Annotated in this window: 23 protein-coding genes, 2 tRNA genes and 1 other RNA gene; 9 read left to right on the forward strand and 17 right to left on the reverse strand. The window is 72.7% G+C overall.

Annotated elements, in window-relative coordinates; genetic code table 11:
• Window positions 1–7 precede the first annotated feature (7 nt).
• The 5 genes from ACZ5Y0_RS30205 to ACZ5Y0_RS30225 all read right to left on the reverse strand — a co-directional run bounded on the left by ACZ5Y0_RS30205 (window position 8) and on the right by ACZ5Y0_RS30225 (window position 3,788).
• Window positions 8–298, reverse strand: coding sequence for a hypothetical protein (locus ACZ5Y0_RS30205; protein ID WP_469131853.1), 291 nt, complete (start codon window positions 296–298; stop codon window positions 8–10).
• A 534-nt stretch (window positions 299–832) separates the two neighbouring features.
• Entirely contained in the window at window positions 833–1,744 is a 912-nt protein-coding gene (locus tag ACZ5Y0_RS30210) for an RNA polymerase sigma factor SigF (RefSeq protein WP_469131854.1), read from the reverse strand.
• A gap of 339 nt (window positions 1,745–2,083) precedes the next feature.
• Complete coding sequence (locus ACZ5Y0_RS30215; protein ID WP_469131855.1) at window positions 2,084–2,917, reverse strand: RNA polymerase sigma factor SigF; 834 nt, start codon at window positions 2,915–2,917, stop codon at window positions 2,084–2,086.
• 369 nt (window positions 2,918–3,286) lie between these two features.
• The gene (locus ACZ5Y0_RS30220) at window positions 3,287–3,580 is read right to left on the reverse strand and encodes a Dabb family protein (protein ID WP_467509360.1); all 294 of its coding nucleotides are present in this window, start codon (window positions 3,578–3,580) and stop codon (window positions 3,287–3,289) included.
• A gap of 31 nt (window positions 3,581–3,611) precedes the next feature.
• Window positions 3,612–3,788, reverse strand: coding sequence for a hypothetical protein (locus ACZ5Y0_RS30225; RefSeq protein ID WP_469131856.1), 177 nt, complete (start codon window positions 3,786–3,788; stop codon window positions 3,612–3,614).
• 328 nt (window positions 3,789–4,116) lie between these two features.
• On the opposite strand from ACZ5Y0_RS30225, the gene ACZ5Y0_RS30230 reads away from it, so the two are divergent.
• A complete protein-coding gene (locus tag ACZ5Y0_RS30230; protein ID WP_469131857.1) occupies window positions 4,117–4,638 on the forward strand; it encodes a hypothetical protein in 522 nt (173 codons plus the stop codon).
• Between the two features lie 527 nt (window positions 4,639–5,165).
• Here ACZ5Y0_RS30230 and ACZ5Y0_RS30235 read toward each other — a convergent pair.
• The 4 genes from ACZ5Y0_RS30235 to ACZ5Y0_RS30250 all read right to left on the reverse strand — a co-directional run bounded on the left by ACZ5Y0_RS30235 (window position 5,166) and on the right by ACZ5Y0_RS30250 (window position 6,873).
• Window positions 5,166–5,250: transfer RNA gene (locus ACZ5Y0_RS30235), tRNA-Ser, on the reverse strand.
• 58 nt (window positions 5,251–5,308) lie between these two features.
• Window positions 5,309–5,740 (reverse strand): tRNA adenosine(34) deaminase TadA, encoded by a 432-nt coding sequence (tadA, locus tag ACZ5Y0_RS30240; RefSeq protein ID WP_469131858.1) that lies wholly within the window; start codon window positions 5,738–5,740, stop codon window positions 5,309–5,311.
• Between the two features lie 59 nt (window positions 5,741–5,799).
• The gene (locus ACZ5Y0_RS30245) at window positions 5,800–6,339 is read right to left on the reverse strand and encodes a tRNA adenosine deaminase-associated protein (protein WP_469131913.1); all 540 of its coding nucleotides are present in this window, start codon (window positions 6,337–6,339) and stop codon (window positions 5,800–5,802) included.
• A gap of 315 nt (window positions 6,340–6,654) precedes the next feature.
• A complete protein-coding gene (locus ACZ5Y0_RS30250; protein WP_469131859.1) occupies window positions 6,655–6,873 on the reverse strand; it encodes a hypothetical protein in 219 nt (72 codons plus the stop codon).
• A gap of 136 nt (window positions 6,874–7,009) precedes the next feature.
• On the opposite strand from ACZ5Y0_RS30250, the gene upp reads away from it, so the two are divergent.
• On the forward strand, window positions 7,010–7,645 hold the full coding sequence (gene upp / locus ACZ5Y0_RS30255; RefSeq protein WP_469131860.1) for a uracil phosphoribosyltransferase: 636 nt from the start codon (window positions 7,010–7,012) through the stop codon (window positions 7,643–7,645).
• A 28-nt stretch (window positions 7,646–7,673) separates the two neighbouring features.
• On the opposite strand, the gene ACZ5Y0_RS30260 is transcribed toward upp, so the two are convergent.
• The gene (locus tag ACZ5Y0_RS30260) at window positions 7,674–8,291 is read right to left on the reverse strand and encodes a LytR C-terminal domain-containing protein (RefSeq protein ID WP_469131914.1); all 618 of its coding nucleotides are present in this window, start codon (window positions 8,289–8,291) and stop codon (window positions 7,674–7,676) included.
• A gap of 148 nt (window positions 8,292–8,439) precedes the next feature.
• On the reverse strand, window positions 8,440–8,736 hold the full coding sequence (locus ACZ5Y0_RS30265) for a type II toxin-antitoxin system VapB family antitoxin (protein ID WP_004943146.1): 297 nt from the start codon (window positions 8,734–8,736) through the stop codon (window positions 8,440–8,442).
• Between the two features lie 105 nt (window positions 8,737–8,841).
• On the opposite strand from ACZ5Y0_RS30265, the gene ACZ5Y0_RS30270 reads away from it, so the two are divergent.
• Complete coding sequence (locus ACZ5Y0_RS30270; protein ID WP_469131861.1) at window positions 8,842–10,410, forward strand: helicase HerA-like domain-containing protein; 1,569 nt, start codon at window positions 8,842–8,844, stop codon at window positions 10,408–10,410.
• 19 nt (window positions 10,411–10,429) lie between these two features.
• Here ACZ5Y0_RS30270 and ACZ5Y0_RS30275 read toward each other — a convergent pair whose 3' ends face one another.
• The 5 genes from ACZ5Y0_RS30275 to ACZ5Y0_RS30295 all read right to left on the reverse strand — a co-directional run bounded on the left by ACZ5Y0_RS30275 (window position 10,430) and on the right by ACZ5Y0_RS30295 (window position 13,206).
• On the reverse strand, window positions 10,430–10,564 hold the full coding sequence (locus tag ACZ5Y0_RS30275; protein WP_469131862.1) for a hypothetical protein: 135 nt from the start codon (window positions 10,562–10,564) through the stop codon (window positions 10,430–10,432).
• A gap of 65 nt (window positions 10,565–10,629) precedes the next feature.
• A complete protein-coding gene (locus ACZ5Y0_RS30280) occupies window positions 10,630–10,935 on the reverse strand; it encodes a hypothetical protein (RefSeq protein WP_469131863.1) in 306 nt (101 codons plus the stop codon).
• A gap of 152 nt (window positions 10,936–11,087) precedes the next feature.
• Window positions 11,088–11,786 (reverse strand): HdeD family acid-resistance protein, encoded by a 699-nt coding sequence (locus tag ACZ5Y0_RS30285; protein ID WP_469131864.1) that lies wholly within the window; start codon window positions 11,784–11,786, stop codon window positions 11,088–11,090.
• Between the two features lie 54 nt (window positions 11,787–11,840).
• Window positions 11,841–12,434 (reverse strand): HhH-GPD-type base excision DNA repair protein, encoded by a 594-nt coding sequence (locus ACZ5Y0_RS30290; protein ID WP_469131865.1) that lies wholly within the window; start codon window positions 12,432–12,434, stop codon window positions 11,841–11,843.
• 61 nt (window positions 12,435–12,495) lie between these two features.
• Window positions 12,496–13,206, reverse strand: a complete 711-nt coding sequence (locus ACZ5Y0_RS30295; RefSeq protein WP_469131866.1) for a siderophore-interacting protein — start codon at window positions 13,204–13,206, stop codon at window positions 12,496–12,498.
• 122 nt (window positions 13,207–13,328) lie between these two features.
• Here ACZ5Y0_RS30295 and ACZ5Y0_RS30300 point away from each other — a divergent pair, with 122 nt between their 5' ends.
• From ACZ5Y0_RS30300 to ACZ5Y0_RS30320, 5 genes are all read left to right on the forward strand, one after another.
• Entirely contained in the window at window positions 13,329–15,437 is a 2,109-nt protein-coding gene (locus ACZ5Y0_RS30300) for a penicillin acylase family protein (RefSeq protein ID WP_469131915.1), read from the forward strand.
• Between the two features lie 46 nt (window positions 15,438–15,483).
• Window positions 15,484–16,050, forward strand: coding sequence for a GNAT family N-acetyltransferase (locus ACZ5Y0_RS30305; protein ID WP_469131916.1), 567 nt, complete (start codon window positions 15,484–15,486; stop codon window positions 16,048–16,050).
• Window positions 16,047–16,520, forward strand: a complete 474-nt coding sequence (locus tag ACZ5Y0_RS30310) for a cupin domain-containing protein (protein ID WP_469131867.1) — start codon at window positions 16,047–16,049, stop codon at window positions 16,518–16,520. Before ACZ5Y0_RS30305 ends, ACZ5Y0_RS30310 begins: the two co-directional genes overlap by 4 nt.
• On the forward strand, window positions 16,517–17,290 hold the full coding sequence (locus ACZ5Y0_RS30315; protein WP_469131868.1) for an SDR family NAD(P)-dependent oxidoreductase: 774 nt from the start codon (window positions 16,517–16,519) through the stop codon (window positions 17,288–17,290). Before ACZ5Y0_RS30310 ends, ACZ5Y0_RS30315 begins: the two co-directional genes overlap by 4 nt.
• 145 nt (window positions 17,291–17,435) lie before the next feature.
• Window positions 17,436–19,319 carry a copper resistance CopC/CopD family protein gene (locus ACZ5Y0_RS30320; protein WP_469131917.1) on the forward strand — a complete coding sequence of 628 codons (1,884 nt, stop codon included), beginning with the start codon at window positions 17,436–17,438 and terminating at the stop codon, window positions 19,317–19,319.
• 400 nt (window positions 19,320–19,719) lie between these two features.
• Here the strand turns inward: ACZ5Y0_RS30320 and ACZ5Y0_RS30325 are convergent.
• Window positions 19,720–19,807, reverse strand: a tRNA-Ser gene (locus tag ACZ5Y0_RS30325).
• Between the two features lie 72 nt (window positions 19,808–19,879).
• Here ACZ5Y0_RS30325 and ffs point away from each other — a divergent pair.
• Window positions 19,880–19,978: signal recognition particle sRNA small type (gene ffs / locus ACZ5Y0_RS30330), an RNA gene on the forward strand.
• Window positions 19,979–19,987 lie beyond the last annotated feature (9 nt).

Below are 19,987 nucleotides of genomic sequence, written 5' to 3' on the forward strand. Positions count from 1 at the left end.
GGCCGAGTCACTCCCACCGCACCGAGACGTCCCGTGTCTCCACGCGCATGCCCAGGGGGACACGCCAGGCGTCCACGCAGACCGTCCAGGTGCCGTGCTCGCGGGCTCCGGGGGCGATCGGCGTCGGGAGGTCCTCCACGGACTGGATCGTCGCCCAGTCGAGGCCCAGGGCGCCGATGACGTGCGTCCCCAGCGTCACCGAGCCCGAACGGATCGCTGTACCGCCCGAGTTGTGGAAGGTCAGCGTCACCTGCTCGCACCACCGGCGGTCCGTGGCGGCCCGTTCGGGCTTGCCCACGTTCAGGACGGCCGGGCCGGCGGGCCGGGCGGTGGGCGTTGCGGTGGGCTTTGCGGTGGGGGAGGGAGGCGGCGATGAACCGGGCCGGGCCGACGGGGAACGGGAGGGGCCGGAGGGCGTCGGGCCGGGTGCCGCACGCGTCTCCGGCGGGGACGGTTCTGGACCCGGAGCCGGGGCCGACGTGGCGCCCCTCGTCGGCCGCACGGGCGTCGGGGCCGTCGGGCCGCTCCCGTGCGACGGCGACCCGGCGGCCTGCCCGTCCAGGGGCACCAGCCTCACCTCGGCCGGGGACGGCGCCGCGGCACCCGAGGCCCCCGGCGCCGCGCCTGTCGCCACATGGCCCCCGTCCTGGCCGCCGTCTCCCGAGACCAGGAGGGCTCCCGTACCCATGACGAAGGCCGCCGAGGCGCCCAGTAAGACGCCTCGGCGGCCTTGTGTCCACGTTGGTCGGCGCATCGCGCCAGTGTGGCTGACGGTCCGTCAGGAAGGAAGCCCGCGGACGGGCGCGGACCCGGCGAGGGTCCGCCCGGTGACTCAGTCGGAGATCAGGCCCTCGCGGAGCTGGGACAGGGTGCGCGTGAGGAGGCGAGAGACGTGCATCTGGGAGATGCCGACCTCCTCGCCGATCTGCGACTGGGTCATGTTGGCGAAGAAGCGCAGCATGATGATGCGCCGTTCGCGCGGCGGCAGCTTGGCCAGCAGTGGCTTCAGCGACTCGCGGTACTCCACGCCCTCCAGGGCCGTGTCCTCGTAGCCGAGGCGGTCGGCGAGGGAGCCCTCGCCGCCGTCGTCCTCGGGGGCCGGGGAGTCGAGGGAGGAGGCCGTGTACGCGTTGCCGACGGCCAGGCCGTCGACCACGTCCTCCTCCGACACGCCCAGGACCGCGGCCAGTTCGGCCACCGTCGGCGAGCGGTCCAGCTTCTGGGAGAGGTCGTCGCTGGCCTTGGTGAGGGCCAGCCGCAGCTCCTGGAGGCGGCGCGGGACACGCACCGACCACGAGGTGTCGCGGAAGAAGCGCTTGATCTCGCCCACGACCGTCGGCATCGCGAAGGTCGGGAACTCGACGCCCCGTTCGCAGTCGAAGCGGTCGATCGCCTTGATCAGGCCGATGGTGCCGACCTGGACGATGTCCTCCATCGGCTCGTTGCGCGAGCGGAAGCGCGCTGCCGCGTACCGCACGAGCGGGAGGTTCAGCTCGATGAGCGTGTCCCGGACGTACGCGCGCTCGGGGCTCTCCTCGTCGAGCGCGGCCAGCCGCAGGAACAGGGAGCGGGACAGGGTGCGGGTGTCGATGGCTCCCGTGGCCGGAAGGGCCGGGACGGGAGCGGCCTCGAGGGCCGTGACGGCGTCGAGCACGTCGGGCTCGACGGGCGTGACGGGCTCGGTGGGCGCGGACTCGCTCTTCGTGAGCATGAGCACCTTCGAGCTGCCCTGGTCTGCGGACATGCCACCCCCTTTGGGTCGCGGGACGGTCGTGACGAACGCTCCGGATCGAGGAACGCCAGCCTTCACCTGAATACCGGAGCCGAAGCTCCGGCAAACGCGCTTCCGGCAGAATGTCACATGTCGGCAACACGCTGTAGTGACATGTCGACATGTGAGGCGCGAATCGGCCCTGGAAAAACGGGGTGTGACGGCTTATCAGCACAGTTCCGCAGGGAAGCACCCCGCTGAGCGGTTCGCCCGCAACGGTGATGGATCGCTTCCGCGTTCGGTTACGTGTCTTCACTCCGAAGGCCTACACGTCACGGCCGCCGAGAGGTCGCCGAGGGGCGGACGAGGCCGTCAGGCGTCGATGCGGTTCGCCGACCGCAGCCGCTGGAAGCTGCGCGCCAGGAGGCGCGACACGTGCATCTGGGAGACCCCGAGTTCCGCGCTGATCTGCGACTGGGTCAGGTTGCTGTAGTAGCGCAGCAGCAGGATCCGCTGCTCGCGTTCGGGGAGCTGGACCAGGAGGTGGCGGACCAGGTCACGGTGTTCCACCCCGTCCAGCGCCGGGTCCTCGTAGCCGAGCCGGTCCAGCAGGCCGGGCAGCCCGTCGCCCTCCTGCGCGGCCTCCAGGGACGTCGCGTGGTACGACCGGCCGGCCTCGATGCAGGACAGCACCTCGTGCTCGGGGATGCGCAGCCGCTCGGCGATCTCGGCGGTGGTCGGCGTACGGCCGAAGGCGGTGGTCAGGTCCTCGGTGGCGCTGTTGACCTGTACCCACAGCTCGTGCAGCCGGCGCGGGACGTGGACCGTACGCACGTTGTCGCGGAAGTACCGCTTGATCTCACCCACGACCGTCGGCATCGCGAAGGTGGGGAACTGCACGCCCCGGTCGGGGTCGAAGCGGTCGATGGCGTTGATCAGGCCGATGGTGCCGACCTGGACGACGTCCTCCATCGGCTCGTTGCGGGAGCGGAAGCGTCCGGCGGCGTAGCGCACGAGCGGAAGGTTGGCCTCGATGAGCGCCCCGCGCACACGGTCGTGCTCCGGGGTGCCCGGCTGTAGGTTCTTCAGCTGGGCGAAGAGCACCTGGGTCAGCGCCCGGGTGTCCGCGCCGCGGCGCCGTTCGGGCGTCGGGGCGGGTGCCTCTTCCTGAGGCGGCGCAGTACTGGCCGACACGGTCAACGCCACCTCTTCGTCAGGTCAACATCGGTCAACTCATCCGTCAAAAGCGGTCATAGCATCACAAGACATGTGCACTGTGTGCAAGCACCCCATAACACCGTGTTGAGGGAGAAGTTGGGCGCAGGACGCGCGCAAGGACGCCGCCGTCTCGGAGGAGGTCTCGGTGCGGCGCGGTTCGGAACGCGTGCGGGAAGCGCGACGGCGGGGCCACGGCATCACGACGCGGCTACGGGCCGCGGAAACAGGACCGCGCGGGCAGGCGCAGACCGGGGACCGGTCGCGTGACGGAGCATGCAGACGGGGGACCGGTCGCCTCCCGGAGCACGCGGGCAGAAGACGGGGTCGCGTGACGGACCGCGCAGGCAGGACGCGCGGTCAGACCGTGTAGTCGGCGACCACCCAGGTGGCGAACTCGCGCCAGAGGGCGACGCCCGCCTGGTGCGCCGGGTGCTCGATGTACCGCTTCAGGGCGTCCGCGTCCTCGACCGCGGAGTTGATCGCGAAGTCGTAGGCGATGGGCCGGTCGCTGATGTTCCAGCCCAGTTCCCAGAAGCGCAGTTCCTCGATCTGCCCGCCCAGGGCGCGGAAGGCCGCTTCGCCCGCCACCACGCGGGGGTCGTCGCGGGTGACGCCCTCGTTGAGCTTGAAGAGGACCAGATGGCGGATCAAGGGCACTCCCGGTGGCTGCGGCTGGCGGCTGCTACTTCGCTCCGTCGGCGAGCCAGGTGAAGAAGTCGCCCACGGCGCTGGCGGCGTCCGATATGCCCTCGAAGCCTATCTGGACGTAGTCCGCCGCCTTCTCCGGGTCCGTGATGATCACGTACAGCACGAAGACCACGAGTATGTAGACGGCGATCCTCTTTGCGTTCACCGCCACCGCGGCCTCCCTCTGAGTACTGCCCCTAGGGCCCCCTGTTGCCGGCCGCGAGTGTAACCCTCACATCATTTCTCCCGATCAACGCCACGACGATCAGAGCCGTTTCGGGATGCGCGGCGGCGTCGGCCGTACCGCGAGACACCCCCTGACCCGTCTCGCCACGGTTCAGTGCCCCCGCCGCGGGCGACGGCGTGGAGCGACTTGATCTGGATTGATCCGAACACCTCTGATCTTGATCAAGTAAGCGGTCTCGGCCGTAGGGCAGGGCTAACGTCTGATCGACATTCCAGCACCTGACCGGGCTGGAACCGAAAAACGGGGAGCAACGTTGCGCTCATCAGCGCCTAAGTTCGTCACTGCCACGACCGCGTCCGCCGTCCTCGCCGGATGCCTGACCGTCCTGGCCGCCGGGCCGGCGTCGGCCGGGGAGGACTGCGACGACTCGTACCACCGGAAGTACACCGAGATCTCGTCCTCGTGGCACAAGGTCGTCGCGTCCGGGACGATCGACAACCGTCGCAGCAGCGCGTCGGTGCGGGAGTCCATCTCCGCCGAGATCAGCGCCGGCCTCAAGGGCAGCGTCACCGGTGAGCTCGGCGGCAAGATCGATCTCGCCGTCGCGGAGATCAACGCCAGGGGCTCCGTCACCGTCGAGGCCAGCGCGTCCATCGCGCGGGGCAAGACCACGATGATCGTCGTGCCGGCGAGGAAGCGGGTCAGCTACAAGATCGGCATCAAGAAGCGGGTCTACCAGGTGTACGTCTCGCACCAGTTCCGCAGCTGCAAGGTCACCAACACCTACGCCAAGGTCACGGTGGCGGACTCGTACACGGAGACCAGGAACACCTGACGAGGGCCGCCCCGGGGGCCGGTTCAGAGGTCGTTCCTCCGGACCGGCCCTTCCGGCGCCCTCGGGGCGGCACGAGGCGTCCCACGTCCGAGGGCGGGCTTCGGGCCGCCCGTGACGCCCCCACCCGAGTCCGCCGACGTGCACTCCGGCGCCCCTGCCTCACTCGTCTCGCCGGTCCGGATCATGCCTGACCGGCTCACGGCCTTGCCATTCCCCGGCCGACCGTCGCGCCGAGGTGTCGGAAGATCGCGCGCCGGAGGCCACGCGCGGTGCGGCCGATGACCGGCGCAGAGGCGCGTGCCGCCCCTGACAGGGCGGCCGGAACAAACGGTGCCGTGAGTACCTTCCCGCCTCAGGCGCGTCGTCGCGACGGGAGACGCAGCGATCCCTGTCATCGGATCGTGCTCCCCGAGCGGCCGCCGCACGCGTGTTCCCGGCTGTCGCGCCGGATGGGCGGCGGGGTGGGCAAGGGAGACGGAAGCCGAAGGGGCGTCCGGTTCGATGAACCGGACGCCCCTTCTCTCAGGCGGTAGCGGAGGGATTTGAACCCTCGGTGACTTGCGCCACACTCGCTTTCGAGGCGAGCTCCTTCGGCCGCTCGGACACGCTACCGAGAGAGACCCTACAACAAGGTGAGCCCCGCTTTGAAATCGGATTCCGCGGGGGGCTTTCAGCGGGAGCGGAAGAACTCGGTGAGCAGTCTGGCGCAGTCCTCGGCGAGGACGCCCTCGATCACCTCGGGGCGGTGGTTGAGCCGCCGGTCGCGGACGACGTCCCAGAGGGAGCCGGCCGCGCCCGCCTTGTCGTCCCGGGCGCCGTAGACGACGCGGTCCACGCGGGACTGGACGAGGGCGCCCGCGCACATCGTGCACGGCTCCAGTGTCACGACGAGTGTGCAGCCGGTCAGCCGCCACTCCCCGGTCCGCGCGGCGGCCCGCCGCAGGGCGAGCAACTCCGCGTGGGCGGTGGGGTCACCGCCCGCCTCGCGTTCGTTGTGGCCGGTCGCGAGGACGGTGGTGCCGTCGGCGGCCAGCACGACGGCGCCGACGGGGACGTCGCCCCCGCGGGCGGCCAGCGCGGCCTCGTCCAGGGCGAGCCGCATCGCGGCCCGCCACGGGTCACGTACGGGGTCGGCGGACCGGCCCCCCTCGGTCGGTGCGGTCAGCGGACGGTCTCCAGGACCTCCGAGGCCCCGAGGGACTCGGCGATCTCGGTGAGGGCGTCCGAGGTCAGCGACCTCAGTTCCTTCTCGCCGACGCCGAGGTCGTCGAGGATGCCGGCGTCGCCGACGGGGCCGTGCGGCACCGTCTCGGCCGAACCGGCGCTCTCCACGCCGTCCCCGTCGTCGTCGTTGCCCTCCTCGTCCTCGTCCTCGGTGCCGTCGAGGTCGAGGACGTCCAGGTCGTCGGCGTCACCCGGATCTCGGCCGAGCAGTTCGTCGGTGAGCAGGATCTCGCCGTACGAACTGCGGGCGGCGGCGCTTGCGTCGGAGACGAAGATGCGCGGGTCCTCCTCGCCGTCGATGCGGACGACCCCGAACCAGGAGTCCTCCTGCTCGATCAGCACGAGGACGGTGTCCTCGTCGGGAGAGGCTTCCCGGGCCAGGTCGGCCAGATCCGACAGGGTTTCCACATCGTCGAGCTCTGTGTCGCTCGCTTCCCACCCGTCTTCGGTGCGCGCGAGCAGTGCGGCGAAGTACACCGTGACTCTCCCACTGGTCATAGGCGTGCCGGTTGGGGGTCCCCCCGGCGGAGGTTACGGGCGGAGAGAGCTCAGGCTCCGAGCCCCACCCACTCGGAATCGTGGCAGAAACAAGGCGTCCAGGGGACGTCTTCGGCTCCCTGTGTCCGGACGTTTTGATCGCGAGTCCCCCAGGGGGACGTCCGCGAGCAACTCGCCGGCGCACTCGTTGCCACCACCGCGGATCGTACGCGGCTTTGCCGTACGGCCACGCATGTCCACCCCCGTGAACCCGCGGGGCGTCGGCGCTCTTCCCAACGGGCGCCGGGCAGGCCGCTACCAGCGGAACGTGCGCATGCGCATCGCGTGTCGGAGCCGGGCGGTCTTGGCGCGACGCGGCTGGACGCGGTCGCGCAGCGCACGGGCCTCGGCCAGCTCGCGCAGGAACTGGGCGCGGCGCCGACGGCGCTCGGCTTCGGTCTCCGACGGCTCCTGCGTCGGGTCCTGCGGCGGCCGCCCCGATTGCGGCGCCGCACGCTCTGGCAGGTCACGCATTGGTCCACCACCCTGGTCGTGTCCACCACCTTCCCTCCGAAGGGCGGTTTGATGCCGACGAACGGCCCACCCCAGGCGAAGAGGGTCACTGTGCGTGCGGACGCCGGGGCGGTCGGGCCCGGTTACTGTTGTGGACATGCGTCTCCACGTCGTCGACCATCCCCTGGTCGCCCACAAGCTCACCACGCTGCGCGACCGCCGCACGGACTCCGCGACCTTCCGTCGCCTCGCCGACGAGCTGGTCACCCTGCTCGCCTACGAGGCCACGCGGGACGTGCGTACCGAGCAGGTCGAGATCGTGACGCCGGTCGCCGGAACCACCGGCGTCAAGCTCGCCCGTCCGCGTCCGCTGGTGGTGCCGATCCTGCGGGCCGGTCTCGGCATGCTGGACGGCATGGTCCGGCTGCTGCCGACCGCCGAGGTGGGCTTCATGGGCATGATCCGCGACGAGCAGACCCTCCAGGCCGCCACGTACGCCACCCGCATGCCGGAGGACCTGTCCGGCCGTCAGGTGTACGTCCTGGACCCGATGCTGGCCACCGGCGGCACGCTGGTCGCCGCGATCCGCGAGCTGATCAGGCGGGGCGCCGACGACGTCACCGCGGTGGTGCTGCTGGCCGCGCCCGAGGGCGTGGAGATCGTGGAACGCGAGCTGGCGGGCACCCCGGTCACCGTCGTCACGGCGGCCGTCGACGACCACCTCAACGAGCACGGTTACATCGTCCCGGGCCTGGGCGACGCGGGCGACCGCCTGTACGGCGCGGCCGAGTGACACCCGCCGTACCCGCGGGGTACGGCGGTCAGCAGTCCTTCTTCGCCGTCGCCGTCGGCTTCGGTGCGGCCAGGGCCGTCAGCGCCCTGGCCGCTTCCGGCTGACCCGTCAGCGCCTTGAAGCCATTGCCGATGATCAGGTCGATCGCGGTGCCCTTGTGGGCGGCGTCCGTGCGGCGCTCGGCGGTGGCGAGCTGGGTGGCCAGGACCGGCAGCGAGGTGTTCAGCGAGGACGCCGGGCCGAGCAGTACGCCGGTGCCGGTGACCTTCTTGTCGTACTGCGGGCCGGCGTTGCCCACCTCGCCGATGCGGAACCCGCGCTTCTTGAGTTCGTCGGCGGTGGTCTTGGCGAGGCCCTTGCGGGTGGTGGCGTTGAAGACGTTCACCGTGATCTGCGCCGGCCTGGGCAGGACGACCGGGGACGCGGTGGCCGCGGGGCTCGCCTTGGTGGAGCAGCCGGCCTTCGCGCCGGCCGCCGAGGCGGTGCCCCCGCCGCCGGTGAAGACGTCGATGAGCTGAAGGGTTCCCCAACCGGCCACACCGAGCACGGCTCCGCAGGCGACGACCGCGCCGACCAGCCTGCCGCGTCGCCGGGTCGGGCGCATCCGGGGGTACTTGTCCCCCGTGATCCGGTATTGGCCGCCCATGCCGGGGGGAGTCAGCATGCTCATGAGCGCAGCGTAGTGCGCCGGAGCGGCCATGCCTACTAGATGATCATTCGATAGCGCGCAGAGCACCCGAAAGGGCCAACCGGCGAGGGGTCGGCTGCGGTGGGCCGGGCGGCTCGGAGTCGGCTCAGTCCAGTTCGAGCACGCGCGCGTGGAGCACCTGGCGCTGCTGGAGCGCGGCTCGTACCGCGCGGTGGAGGCCGTCCTCCAGATACAGGTCGCCCTGCCACTTCACGACGTGCGCGAAGAGGTCGCCGTAGAACGTGGAGTCCTCGGCGAGCAGGGTCTCCAGGTCGAGCTGCTGCTTGGTGGTCACCAGCTGATCGAGGCGGACCGGGCGCGGCGCGACGTCCGCCCACTGCCGGGTGCTTTCCCGGCCGTGGTCGGGGTACGGCCGGCCGTTTCCGATGCGCTTGAAGATCACACGGAAAGCCTACCGGTCCTGACGTTCCGGGCGCAGCCATGGCGGCGCAGTGCGAGGCTGGAAAAGAGGTGACGAACAGGTGCATAACAGAACGAGGGGCTGTCGATGAGTCTGCCGAGGAGGGCCGCCGAGATCGCCGCCGGGTACGCCTTCACCGGCCCCGCCCTCGATCTCGGCGCCCTGCTGTGGGAGGGGACCTGTCTGCCCGAGGCGCAGGTCCGCATCCCCCTGCACATGCTCAACCGGCACGGCCTCGTCGCAGGCGCCACCGGCACCGGTAGGACCAAGACCCTCCAGCTCGTCGCCGAGCAGCTCTCCGCGCAGGGGGTGCCGGTCTTCCTCGCGGACGTGAAGGGGGACCTGTCCGGGATCTCCGCGCCGGGCGCGTCGAACGCCAAGGTCGCCTCCCGCTCCTCCGAGGTGGGGCAGCGATGGGCGGCCACCGGCTTCCCCGCCGAGTTCTACGCCCTCGGCGGCCTGGGCCACGGCGTCCCGCTGCGGGCCACGATCACCAGCCTCGGCCCGCTCCTGCTGTCCAAGGTGCTCCAGCTCAACCGGACCCAGGAGCAGTCCCTCGGGCTGGTCTTCCACTACGCCGACCAGAAGGGTCTGGAGCTGGTCGACCTGAAGGACCTGAGGTCGGTCGTCGCCTTCCTCGCCTCCGACGAGGGAGAGAGCGAGCTGACGGGCATCGGCGGCCTGTCGGCGGCCACGGCCGGTGTGATTTTGCGGTCCCTCACCGCCTTCGAGGCGCAGGGCATGTCCGACTTCTTCGGGGAGCCGGAGTTCGACACGGCGGAGTTGCTGCGTACGGCGGACGACGGCCGCGGGATCGTCTCCGTCCTCGAGCTGCCCGCCGTCCAGGACAAGCCGCAACTGTTCTCCACCTTCCTGATGTGGCTCCTGGCCGACCTCTTCCACGACCTTCCCGAGGTCGGCGACGCCGACAGACCCAAGCTCGTCTTCTTCTTCGACGAGGCGCATCTGCTGTTCGACGACGCCTCCGAGGCCTTCCTCGACGCCGTCACCCGGACCGTGCGGCTCATCCGCTCCAAAGGGGTCGGCGTGTTCTTCGTCACGCAGACCCCGAAGGACGTGCCCGGCGATGTCCTGGGCCAGTTGGGCAACCGTGTGCAGCACGCCCTGCGGGCCTTCACCCCGGACGATCGGAAGGCGCTCGAGGCGACGGTGAAGACCTTTCCCGACTCCGCCTACGACCTGGAGGAACTCCTCACCGGCCTGGGCACCGGTGAGGCCGTCGTCACCGTCCTCGGCGAGAACGGCGCCCCGACGCCGGTCGCGGCGACCCGGCTGCGCGCCCCCGAGTCCCTGATGGGCCCGGTCGACGGCACGGCCCTGGACCGGGCGGCGCAGGCGTCGGCCCTCCACGACCGCTATGCACAGCCTGTGGACAGGGAGTCGGCCCACGAGAAGCTGGCGGCGCGGGCTGCCGAGGAGGTACCGGCGGAGCGGTCCGGGACCCGCGGGAAGGCCGGGAGCGCCGGGAGAGCCGGGGCGGCGAAGCGTCGGGCGTCGGAGAGGGCGGAGGACCGTTCCGTCGTCGAGCAGGTCGCCGGCAGTGGCATGTTCAAGTCGCCGGCCCGGTCCGTGGGCACACAGATCGGGCGGGAGATCACACGCTCCCTCTTCGGCACCGCACGGCGGAGGCGGTAGCCCGCCTCCGCCCGACGCGTCAGCGACCCCGGTCGTTCTCCGGGACCGGCCGCGTCTTCTGCCGGTCGATGATCTTGGTCTGCGGTTTCGGCGCGCTGCGTACGGCCTCCGCGCGCAGCAGGGCGCGCAGGACCGCGTACGGGTCTGTCGGCATGGCGTGATCCTGTGTTCCTCGAAGCGTCGAACTGACGGGTCGTCCTCGGGGCGGAGCCGAGGGCGTCAGCAACGCAGGACCACCGTGCGCAGCGTGTTCGAGGCGGCCAGGGGGCGCGGCGGCGGGAGCGGCGTGGGGAGTGCGCGGCCGGGCGGGACGGTGGGGCCAGGGGCCGGACGGGGTGCCACGGCACGGCGCGCGGCGGTCCCGGCGGGACGCAGGGCGTCGAGCGCGTCGTACTCGACGATCTCCGCGGCGGCCACCGGCGCGGGGGCCGCGGCGGGGGCGACCGGGACCAGGACGGCGAGCAGCAGCACGAGCACCCGCAGCCAGGAGCGATGGCGCGCGAGGTTCCTTGCGGTGCTGCTCATGGCAGGTCATCTGCCCGCGGGGCGCCCGCCGTTGCGCACAACGGACGCGAGAACCGCCCGTTCGGAGCACCTGACGGGCCCACGGGGCGCGGGGGTTCCGCCTCGCCCGGCGGGGGCTCGGGGGTGAGGGAGTCCTGCCTCGCCCGGCGGGGTCACAAGGTGTGGGGGATTTGCCCCGCACGGACCCGGATGCGCAGCCCGGTGACGATCTCCACCACTCCGACCACCGCCAGCCAGATGCCGCCCACGAGCGTGAGGACGGCGACCGACTCGAAGGGGGAGTCGATCAGTACGACCCCGGCGACGAGGGTGACGATCCCGAGGAACATCTGCCAGCCGCGCGCGGGCATGCTCCGGTCGGAGAGGGCGGCCAGGGTGTGGGTGATCCCGCGGATCAGCCAGCCGATGCCGATCCACAGGGCCAGCAGCAGGATCGACTGCATCGGGCCGCGGAAGCAGAACAGGCCCAGCAGGACCGACAGGGCGCCGCTGACGAAGGCCAGCACGCGCAGCGAGGTCGTCCGGTGGGTGCCGAAGGCCGCGACGAGCTGGAAGACGCCGCTGACGACGAGGTAGACGCCGAAGAGGACGCCGGCCGCGAACAGGGAGGCGCCCGGCCAGACCAGGACCAGGATCCCGAGGGCCAGCGACGCGACGCCGGTGGCGAGGACGACCTGCCAGGCCGCGCGGGACAGGGCGTGCAGCGGGCCCTCGAGCGGCGGTTCGGGTTCGTGCCGGTGCGGTGGGGCCGCGTGCGGTGGCGCGGTGTGTGGAGGCGCGGTGTGCCGGGCGTGGACTCTGCGGTCGTCGTACTCCGGTCCCCAGGGGGAGCCGGTGGGTGGCTCGGTCATGCCCCCAGCTCAGACCCGGCGGGGGCGGCCCGCCACCGGGGCGGGCCGCCCGGCTTACCCCTTGGCGGCCTTCGCCGCCTTCGCCGCCGCCTTCATCTCCTGTTTGTGCGCCCGCACCTTGGCCAGGGACTCGGGGCCGGTGATGTCGGCGACGGACCGGAAGGACTTCTCCTCGCCATAGGCGCCGGCCGCCTCCCGCCACCCCCGTGGGCGGACGCCGAGCTGTTTGCCCAGCAGGGCCAGGAAGATCTGCGCCTTCTGCTTGCCGAAGCCGGGCAGTTCCTCCAGCCGCTCGAGCAGCTCCGCGCCGGTCGACGCGCCCTCCCAGACCGCGCTCGCGTCACCGTCGTAGTGCTCGACGAGGTACTGGCACAGCTGCTGGATCCGCTTGGCCATCGAACCCGGATAGCGGTGCACGGCCGGCTTCTCGGACAGCAGGGCGGTGAAGGCCTCGGGGTCGCGGGCGGCGATGTCGTGCGCGTCCAGATCGTCCGCGCCGAGCCGGTCGGCGATCGTCCTGGGTCCCCTGAACGCCCACTCCATCGGAACCTGCTGGTCCAACAGCATCCCGACCAGCGCGGCGAGCGGAGAGCGGCCCAGAAGCTCGTCGGCCCCGGGATCCTGAGCGAGGTGAAGGGTGACGTCCATGCCTTCGATCATGCCGCGTGGGGGAGGGCGTCGCGCGTTCGCCGTGGGCCCGCCCCGTCGGTCATGCGACCCGCCAGTACCCCAGCGCGTGCGTCCGTTCCTTCGGGACCGCCAGGTCCTTGCGGACGTACGCCGACAGGGTGCGGGTGGTCTGGGTGTCGCAGGCGATCCAGACGTACGGGTCCGCCGTGGCCGTCAGGAGGGCGGGCAGCTCGGTCCTCACGCGGTCGACCAACTCCGAGCGGGGGACGCGGCGGAGGTCGTGCCGGGCCGGGTCGGTGCGGAAGGGGAGGCCGTCCCCGCCACCCTCGAACCAGATCGTGGCCGGGGCGGAGCCGAGGGCCTCCAGGAGGGAGTTGATCGCGGGGAGCGAGGCCGGGTCGCCGATCGCGAGGACGTGGGAGGGGGCCGGAGCGGGCTCGGCGAAGCCCGTGCCCTGGACGGTGGCCTCGATGGTGTCGCCGGGCTCGGCGGCCCGCGCCCAGTCGCTGGCGGCACCCTCGTGCAGGGCGAACTCCAGGGAGAAGGTTCCGGTCGCCGGGTCGGGGTCGACCAGCGTGTAGGCCCGTTGGTGCGGCTTGCCCGCGTTGGTGAACCACAGTCGTACCCACATGGTGGGGTGGACGCCGGTCGCGGCCAGCAACCCGCCGTCGGTGAGGTGCAGCCTCCGGTACTCCGGGGTGACGTCCTCGGCCCCCGTGACGGTCAGGGTGAAGTCCTTCGCCCGCATCAACTTGAGGACCGCGCCCTCCCAGCCCCTCCCCTGCGCCATGCCTGTTCACCTCTCGCGTACGATTCCTGCACCGACTAATTAGGTGAGCCTAACCTAAACATCAGAGAGGTCACAGGGTGACGAGCGAGACGGACGGAGCCGCCCGCCGGGCGGACGCGGCGATCGGGGGCGACTCCAGGGGCGACACCGGTGAGATCTACCGGGACACCTGGGGCATTCCGCATCTGCGAGCCGCCAGCGCCCTCGCCCTCGCCCGCCTCCAGGGGCGGGTCACCGCCCGCGACCGCGCCTGGCAGCTGGAGGTCGAGCGGCACCGCGCGCGGGGCACCTCGGCGTCCTTCCTCGGCCCCGAGGCCCTCCCCTGGGACCGCTTCGTCCGCCGCGCCCGTCTCGACGACACCGCCCGCCGCTGCTTCACCACGCTTCACGAGCGTGACCCGGAGACCGCCGACTGGGTACGCGCCTACGCCGACGGCGTCAACGAAGGCCTGCGCGTGACCCCCGAGTTCACCCGCGTCGGCCTCGTCCCCGGCCGCTGGGAGCCCTGGACCCCGCTGGCCGTCTGGCTCTCCACCCACATCCTCTTCGCCGGCTTCCCCGCCAAGCTGTGGCGCGAGGAAGCCGTCCGCCACCTCGGCGAGGACGCCGTCGCTCTCTTCGCCACCGACGGGCCCGGCACCTCCGGCAGCAACGGCTGGCTGGTGAGCGGGGACCGCACGGTCACCGGACACGCCGTCATCGCAGGCGACCCGCACCGCTTCATCGAGGACCCCGGCGTCTACCAGCAGATCCGGCTGGCCTGCGACGAGTTCGACGTCGTCGGACTGGCCGTGCCCGGCGTCCCCGGCATCGCCCACTTCGGGCACACGGGCACGGTCGCCTGGGCCATCACCAACGCCATGGCCGACTACCAGGACCTCTACCGCGAACGCCTGCGCCGCACCGGCGCCGGCGTCGAGGCCCTCGGCCCGGACGGCGCCTGGCGGCGGGTCGCCCGGCACACCGAACTCGTCCGGGTGGCGGGGGAGGAGACCGTCGAGGTCGAGGTCCTGGAGACCGAACGCGGCCCGGTGATCGCGGGCGGCCCCGAGGGCCTGGAGGACGGGGATCCGGACGGCACGGACGACGGCACCCCGCTCGCGCTGGCGCTGCGCTACCCGCCCCGCGTCACCGGTGACCTCGGCTTCTCCGCCCTGCTCCCCCTGCTGCGGGCCCGCCGGGTCGCCGACGTCGACCGCGCCCTCGACCACTGGGCCGAGCCGGTCAACGTCGTCCAGGCCGCCGACACCGAGGGCGGCCTGCTGCACCGGGTCGCGGGCCGCGTGCCGGTACGCGCGCGGGCCAACCGCATCCGGCTGGTGCCCGCCTGGGAGCCCGGCCACGAGTGGACCGGCTGGCACGAGACGCCCCGCGCCGGACTCACCGACGGCGTCGCCGTCATGGCCAACCAGCGCGGACCGGCCGCCGAGCTGGGCGTCGAGTTCGCCCCGCCGCACCGCGCCGACCGCATCCGCGCGCTGCTCGACGAACGCCGGGAGTGGTCCGCCGCCGACATGCCGGCCATCCACACCGACACTCATCTCGCCTCCGCCGCGGCCCTGCTGGACCACCTGGCCGCCCTCGACGGCCTCACCGCGGCGGCGGCCGACCTGCGCGACCGGCTCCTGGGATGGGACCGCCGGATGGACGCGGACAGTGAGGAAGCGGCGCGGTTCGCGGCCGTGCGCAGCGCGCTCGTGCGCCGCCTCGCCGCCGAGCCGGCCTTCGCCGCCCTCGCCACCCCGCCCGCCTACCCCGAGGTACTCCTGCCCTGGACGGCCCTCCTCCCGCGCATCGGCTTCGCCCTCGAACACCTCCTGCGAGCCGAGGATGTGTACGGCATCGACCGGCCGAGACTCGTGCGGGAAGCCCTCGAGGAAGTCGCCGGGCAGCCGGCCGCCCGCTGGGGCGACACCCACCGCCTCGCCGCCTGGCGAGCCCTGCCCGACCCCTCCCAGCAGGCGCAGGCCCCGGCCCTCTCCGGCGACCACGACTGCGTGCTGTGCACCTCCGCCGTGCCCGGCTGGACCGACCTCGCCGCCCGCGGCCCGGCCGCCCGCTACGTCTGGGACCTGGCCCGCCGCGAGGACAGCCGCTGGATCGTCCCCTACGGCGCCTGCGGCCACCCCGACAGCCCTCACCACCACGACCAGCTCCCCCTCTGGCTCACGGGCGAGCTGGCCCCGGTCGTCACCGACTGGGCGCGCCTGACGAAGGAGACCGATGACTGACGTGCACGTCCCCGAGGCCCTCAGCGGCCGGTACGTCCACACGGAGATGGCGGAAGGTCTCGGCACCGTCCGTATCCGGCCCCTCGACGCCGAGGCCGACGCGGCGGTCGTGCACGGCTGGGTCAGCGAGGCACGGGCCGCGTTCTGGGGCATGAACGGCCTGACGAGAGATCAGGTCGCCGAGATCTACGCCCACATGGCGGGCCTCGACACCCACCACGCCCACCTCGTCGAGCTGGAGGGCGAGCCCGTCGCCCTGCTCCAGACGTACGAGCCGTCAGAGGACCGGGTCGGCGAGTGCTACGAGGTCCGGCCCGGGGACATCGGCGTCCACGTGCTGCTCGCGCCCGCCGGCGAGCGGGGCGCGCGGCCGGGCTGGTCGTCGGCGCTGATGGGCGTGTTCGCGTCGTACGTGCTGGTGGGGATGGACCGGCGGCGGATCGTGGTGGACCCGGACGTGCGCAACGAGAAGGCTCTCGCCCGCTTCGTCCGCCAGGGCTTCGACGCGGGACCGGTCGTCACCCTTCCGGAGATCGACCTGCCGGACGTGTACCTGCCGGAGAAGACGGCCCAACTGGCGTTCCTCCGCAGGGAGGTAGCCTTCCCCGGATGACCCCCGAGGACCTCGTCGCCCACTACGGCCTGGAGCCGATCCCCCGCGAGGGCGGCCTGTTCCGCCGTACCTGGACCGGACCCGGACTGCCCGACGGCACCCCCGCCGGGTCCGCCATCGTCGCCCTGCTCACCGCGGACGACTTCTCGGCCCTGCACCGCCTCCCCGGCGACGAGATCTGGCACTTCTACCTCGGCGACCCGCTGGAGCTGCTGCTCCTCGCCCCCGACGGCACCTCCCGCACGGCCGTGCTCGGCCCGGACGTCCTCGGCGGTCAGCACCCGCAGCTCACGGTCCCCGCGCGCACCTGGATGGGCGCGCGGGTGACGTCCGGCGGCGCCTGGGCCTTCTTCGGCTGCACCATGACCCCCGGCTTCACCTACGCGGGCTACGAACACGGGGATCGGGCCGCCCTGACGGCGCGTTACCCGGACCGGGCCGCCCACATCACGGAACTGTGCCGTCCATGACCTTGCTGGCGGGCCGGACGGCCCTGATCACGGGCGCGGGCGGCGGTCTCGGCCGCGGCATCGCGCTGCGCTTCGCCCAGGAGGGCGCGGCGGTGGCCCTGCACTGCCGTACGGCGATGTCGGCGGCGCGGGCCGTCGGCGCCGACATCGTGGCGGCGGGGGGCCGGGCCGTCGTCCTCCAGGCGGATCTACGGGTCGAGGAGGAGTGCCGGCGGCTCGTCCGGGAGGCCGCCGAATGGGCCCGGGGAGGGGCCGGGGGACGGCTGACGACCCTGGTCAACAACGCGGGCGTGCAACCCGTGCAGCCCTTGCCCGGCATGACGGCGGCCGACTGGCGGGAGGTCGTCGACACCAACCTGACCAGCGTCTTCGCCTGCACCCAGGCCGCCGCCGAGGTCATGCGGACCCATGGCGGCGGCACCGTCACCCACATCGCCTCGGTGGAGGCGACGTCGCCCGCCGAGGGCCACGCCCACTACGCCGCCTCGAAAGCCGCGGTCGTCCAGCACGCCCGCGCGGCGGCCCGCGAGTACGGCCCCCACGGCATCCGCGTCAACTCCGTCTCGCCCGGCCTGATCGAACGGGACGGCCTCGCCGAGGCCTGGCCCGAAGGCGTACGGCGCTGGCGCGAGGCGGTCGCCGTCGGCCGGCTCGGCCGCCCCGAGGACGTCGGCGACGCCTGCGTCTTCCTCGCCTCGCCGCTCGCCTCCTGGATCACCGGACACGACCTGGTCGTGGACGGCGGGGTGTCGGCACGACCGCCGTGGTGAGCAGGACCGGCCCGCGGTCCGTACGTATCCGCGAGCACGGGAGTCCGAAGTACGGAGCGGTGACGTGAACGCAGGGCGCGACGGCGGACGACGGCGCGGTACGGGGAACAGCCGGAGCCGCACCGGCCGGCGGTTGCGGGGACTGGTGCTGCTGGGCACCACGTTCGTCCTGCTGCTCCTCGGGAGCGCCGGCCAGGCGTCGGCCCACGCCGCCCTCCGCGACGCCGACCCCGCCGACGGGTCCGTCCTCAAGACCGCGCCCCGCAGCATCACCCTGACCTTCACCGAGTCCGTCGGGCTGATCGACGACACCTTCCGCGTCTTCGACCCCGACAACGGCCGCGTCGGGACGGGCGAGGCACAGCACGCCGACGGCCGCTCCGACACCGCCCGCGTCACCCTCCCCGCCAAGCTCGGCACCGGTACCTTCACCGTGGCCTGGCGGGTCGTCTCGGCCGACAGCCATCCCATCGCGGGCGCCTTCACCTTCTCGATCGGCGCCCCCTCCCCGACACCGGTCACCCTCCCCAGCGGCCCCGTCGAGGACCCGGCCACCGCCGGCCTGCACAAACTGGGCCGCTTCCTGGCGTACGGCGCCGCCGCCCTGCTCATCGGTACGGCCGCCTTCGCCGCCCTGTGCCGCCCCCCGCACCTGCGGCCGTTGCGCGGGCTCCTGGTGGCCGGCTGGTGGACGTTCACCGCGTCCACGGTCCTGCTGCTCCTGTTGCGCGCCCCCTACGAGACCGGCGCCGGCCCCGCCCAGGCCCTCGACCCCTCCGGCCTCACCCGGACCCTCTCCGGCCGCCCCGGCATCGCCCTGGCCGCCCGGCTGCTCCTGCTGGCCGCGGCCGCCGTCCTCCTGCTCCGGCAGCCCGGCCGCGCACGGCCCACCCGCGCGACCCTCGCCGCCGGCCTCGCCCTGTCCCTGGGCCTCGCCCTGACCTGGGCCGCCGCCGAACACGCGTCCGCCGGCATCCAGGTCCCCGCCGCGATGGCCTCCTCGGTACTGCACCTGCTGGCCATGGCGGTGTGGCTCGGCGGCCTCGCCGCCCTGCTCACCCTGCTCCGCCACGGCACCCTCCCGGCCGCCGTGGCCGCCCGCTTCTCCCGGCTCGCCACGGCCTCGGTCACCGTCCTCGTGGTGACCGGCGTCTACCAGGCCTGGCGCGGCCTCGGCACCGGCGACGCCCTGACGGACACGACGTACGGCCGGACCCTCCTGGCCAAGCTGGCGGCGGTGGGTCTGCTGCTGGTGGCGGGCGCCTGGTCGCGGCGGTGGACGCGGCGGCTGGTGAGACCGGAAGCGGACCAGCACACGGACGTGAAGGAGGCGGACATGCCGGACGTGGCGGAGAACGAGTCGCTGGAGGGGCAGAAGGAGGAGGCGAAGGCGCGGATGCAGATGCAGGTGGCGGGGGCGGTGGCGGCCGGCGCTTCCACGAAGGAGGGGGCGCGGACCCCCGCGGACGGCTCCTTCCCGCCCGCCGCCCCCCGTTCCGACGACGGCACCCCCTTCACCCCGGCCGAGCACGCGCACCGCCGAGCCCTGCGCCGGTCCGTCCTCGCGGAGGTCGCCGTCTCCGTCGTCGTACTCGGTCTCACGACCGTGCTGACAGGCACCCTGCCCGGCCGGGCGGAGGCGGAGGCGGCGACGCCCGGTCAGGCGATCGGGCTGCCCGTCGCCTCCGTGACCACGGTTCCTTTCGACATGAGCAGCCCCGAGGCCCCCGGAGCCCGTGGCAGCGTGCAGATCACCCTCGACCCGGGCCGTGTCGGCGAGAACTCGGTACAGGCCGTGGTCTACGGCCCCGACGGCGGCTTCGCCACCGTGCCCGAACTCCGCGTGTCCTTCAGCCTGCCCGGCCAGGACATCGGCCCCCTCGACGCGAGGATCACCGACCAGGGCGGCTACTGGACCGCCGACGCCGTCAACCTGCCCCTCCCCGGCACCTGGGAGATGCACGTGACGGTACGGGCCTCGGAGATCGACCAGGTGACCGAGACGGAGACGGTACGCATCTCCCGCTGAGCGGGACCGCCGACGGGTCGGGGCGGCCTCGGCCGGGACGGCGGCCGTGCGCCGCGACCCCGGCCCGGTGTCGGCCGGGACGGCGGCCGTGCGCCGCGACCCCGGCCGCGCGAACCTCTCGTCCAGGCCACCGAGGGAGTGCCCGTGACGCCGACGCCCGCCACCGGGGCGCCACCGCCGGGGGACAGCGCGTCCGCGCTTCGCCGGCACGTCGGAGACGCGCACACGGCGCTGAAGAGGAGCCGGGGAGCAGTGGACGCATGAAGGTGCGCTCGTAGCGCAGCACGCCCGCACCGGCGTCGGCCCGCCCGGCACCGAAGCAGGACCGACCGAGACGGACAACGACGAAGGGCCCCGCTGCAAGCAGCGGGGCCCTTCGACATCGTGCCCGGTGAGGCACTGGCGGAGGATACGAGATTCGAACTCGTGAGGGGTTGCCCCCAACACGCTTTCCAAGCGTGCGCCCTAGGCCTCTAGGCGAATCCTCCGCGGCAAACAATACAAGACGTTGAGGAGTGCTCGCGAACTCGTTCAGCCCGGCCGCCATCGGGTACTGTTGGCGCAGCCCCTCACGCGGCGCTATCTGACTGAACTCCCCCAGGGCCGGAAGGCAGCAAGGGTAGGTCGGCTCTGGCGGGTGCGTGGGGGGCGCTCGCGTTCCGGGGCGG

This window comes from Streptomyces sp. NPDC033216 (assembly GCF_055577115.1).

Bases quoted from the DNA above. Each gene is read 5' to 3' on its own strand.
- ACZ5Y0_RS30210 (WP_469131854.1), bottom strand. From the start codon at position 1,744: ATGTCCGCAGACCAGGGCAGCTCGAAGGTGCTCATGCTCACGAAGAGC.
- tadA (WP_469131858.1), bottom strand. From the start codon at position 5,740: ATGCGGCTCGCCCTGGACGAGGCCGCGCTGGCCGCCCGCGGGGGCGAC.
- ACZ5Y0_RS30250 (WP_469131859.1), bottom strand. From the start codon at position 6,873: ATGCGTGACCTGCCAGAGCGTGCGGCGCCGCAATCGGGGCGGCCGCCG.
- upp (WP_469131860.1), top strand. From the start codon at position 7,010: ATGCGTCTCCACGTCGTCGACCATCCCCTGGTCGCCCACAAGCTCACC.
- ACZ5Y0_RS30260 (WP_469131914.1), bottom strand. From the start codon at position 8,291: ATGGGCGGCCAATACCGGATCACGGGGGACAAGTACCCCCGGATGCGC.
- ACZ5Y0_RS30270 (WP_469131861.1), top strand. From the start codon at position 8,842: ATGAGTCTGCCGAGGAGGGCCGCCGAGATCGCCGCCGGGTACGCCTTC.
- ACZ5Y0_RS30275 (WP_469131862.1), bottom strand. From the start codon at position 10,564: ATGCCGACAGACCCGTACGCGGTCCTGCGCGCCCTGCTGCGCGCGGAG.
- ACZ5Y0_RS30280 (WP_469131863.1), bottom strand. From the start codon at position 10,935: ATGAGCAGCACCGCAAGGAACCTCGCGCGCCATCGCTCCTGGCTGCGG.
- ACZ5Y0_RS30285 (WP_469131864.1), bottom strand. From the start codon at position 11,786: ATGACCGAGCCACCCACCGGCTCCCCCTGGGGACCGGAGTACGACGAC.
- ACZ5Y0_RS30290 (WP_469131865.1), bottom strand. From the start codon at position 12,434: ATGGACGTCACCCTTCACCTCGCTCAGGATCCCGGGGCCGACGAGCTT.
- ACZ5Y0_RS30295 (WP_469131866.1), bottom strand. From the start codon at position 13,206: ATGGCGCAGGGGAGGGGCTGGGAGGGCGCGGTCCTCAAGTTGATGCGG.
- ACZ5Y0_RS30305 (WP_469131916.1), top strand. From the start codon at position 15,484: ATGGCGGAAGGTCTCGGCACCGTCCGTATCCGGCCCCTCGACGCCGAG.
- ACZ5Y0_RS30310 (WP_469131867.1), top strand. From the start codon at position 16,047: ATGACCCCCGAGGACCTCGTCGCCCACTACGGCCTGGAGCCGATCCCC.
- ACZ5Y0_RS30315 (WP_469131868.1), top strand. From the start codon at position 16,517: ATGACCTTGCTGGCGGGCCGGACGGCCCTGATCACGGGCGCGGGCGGC.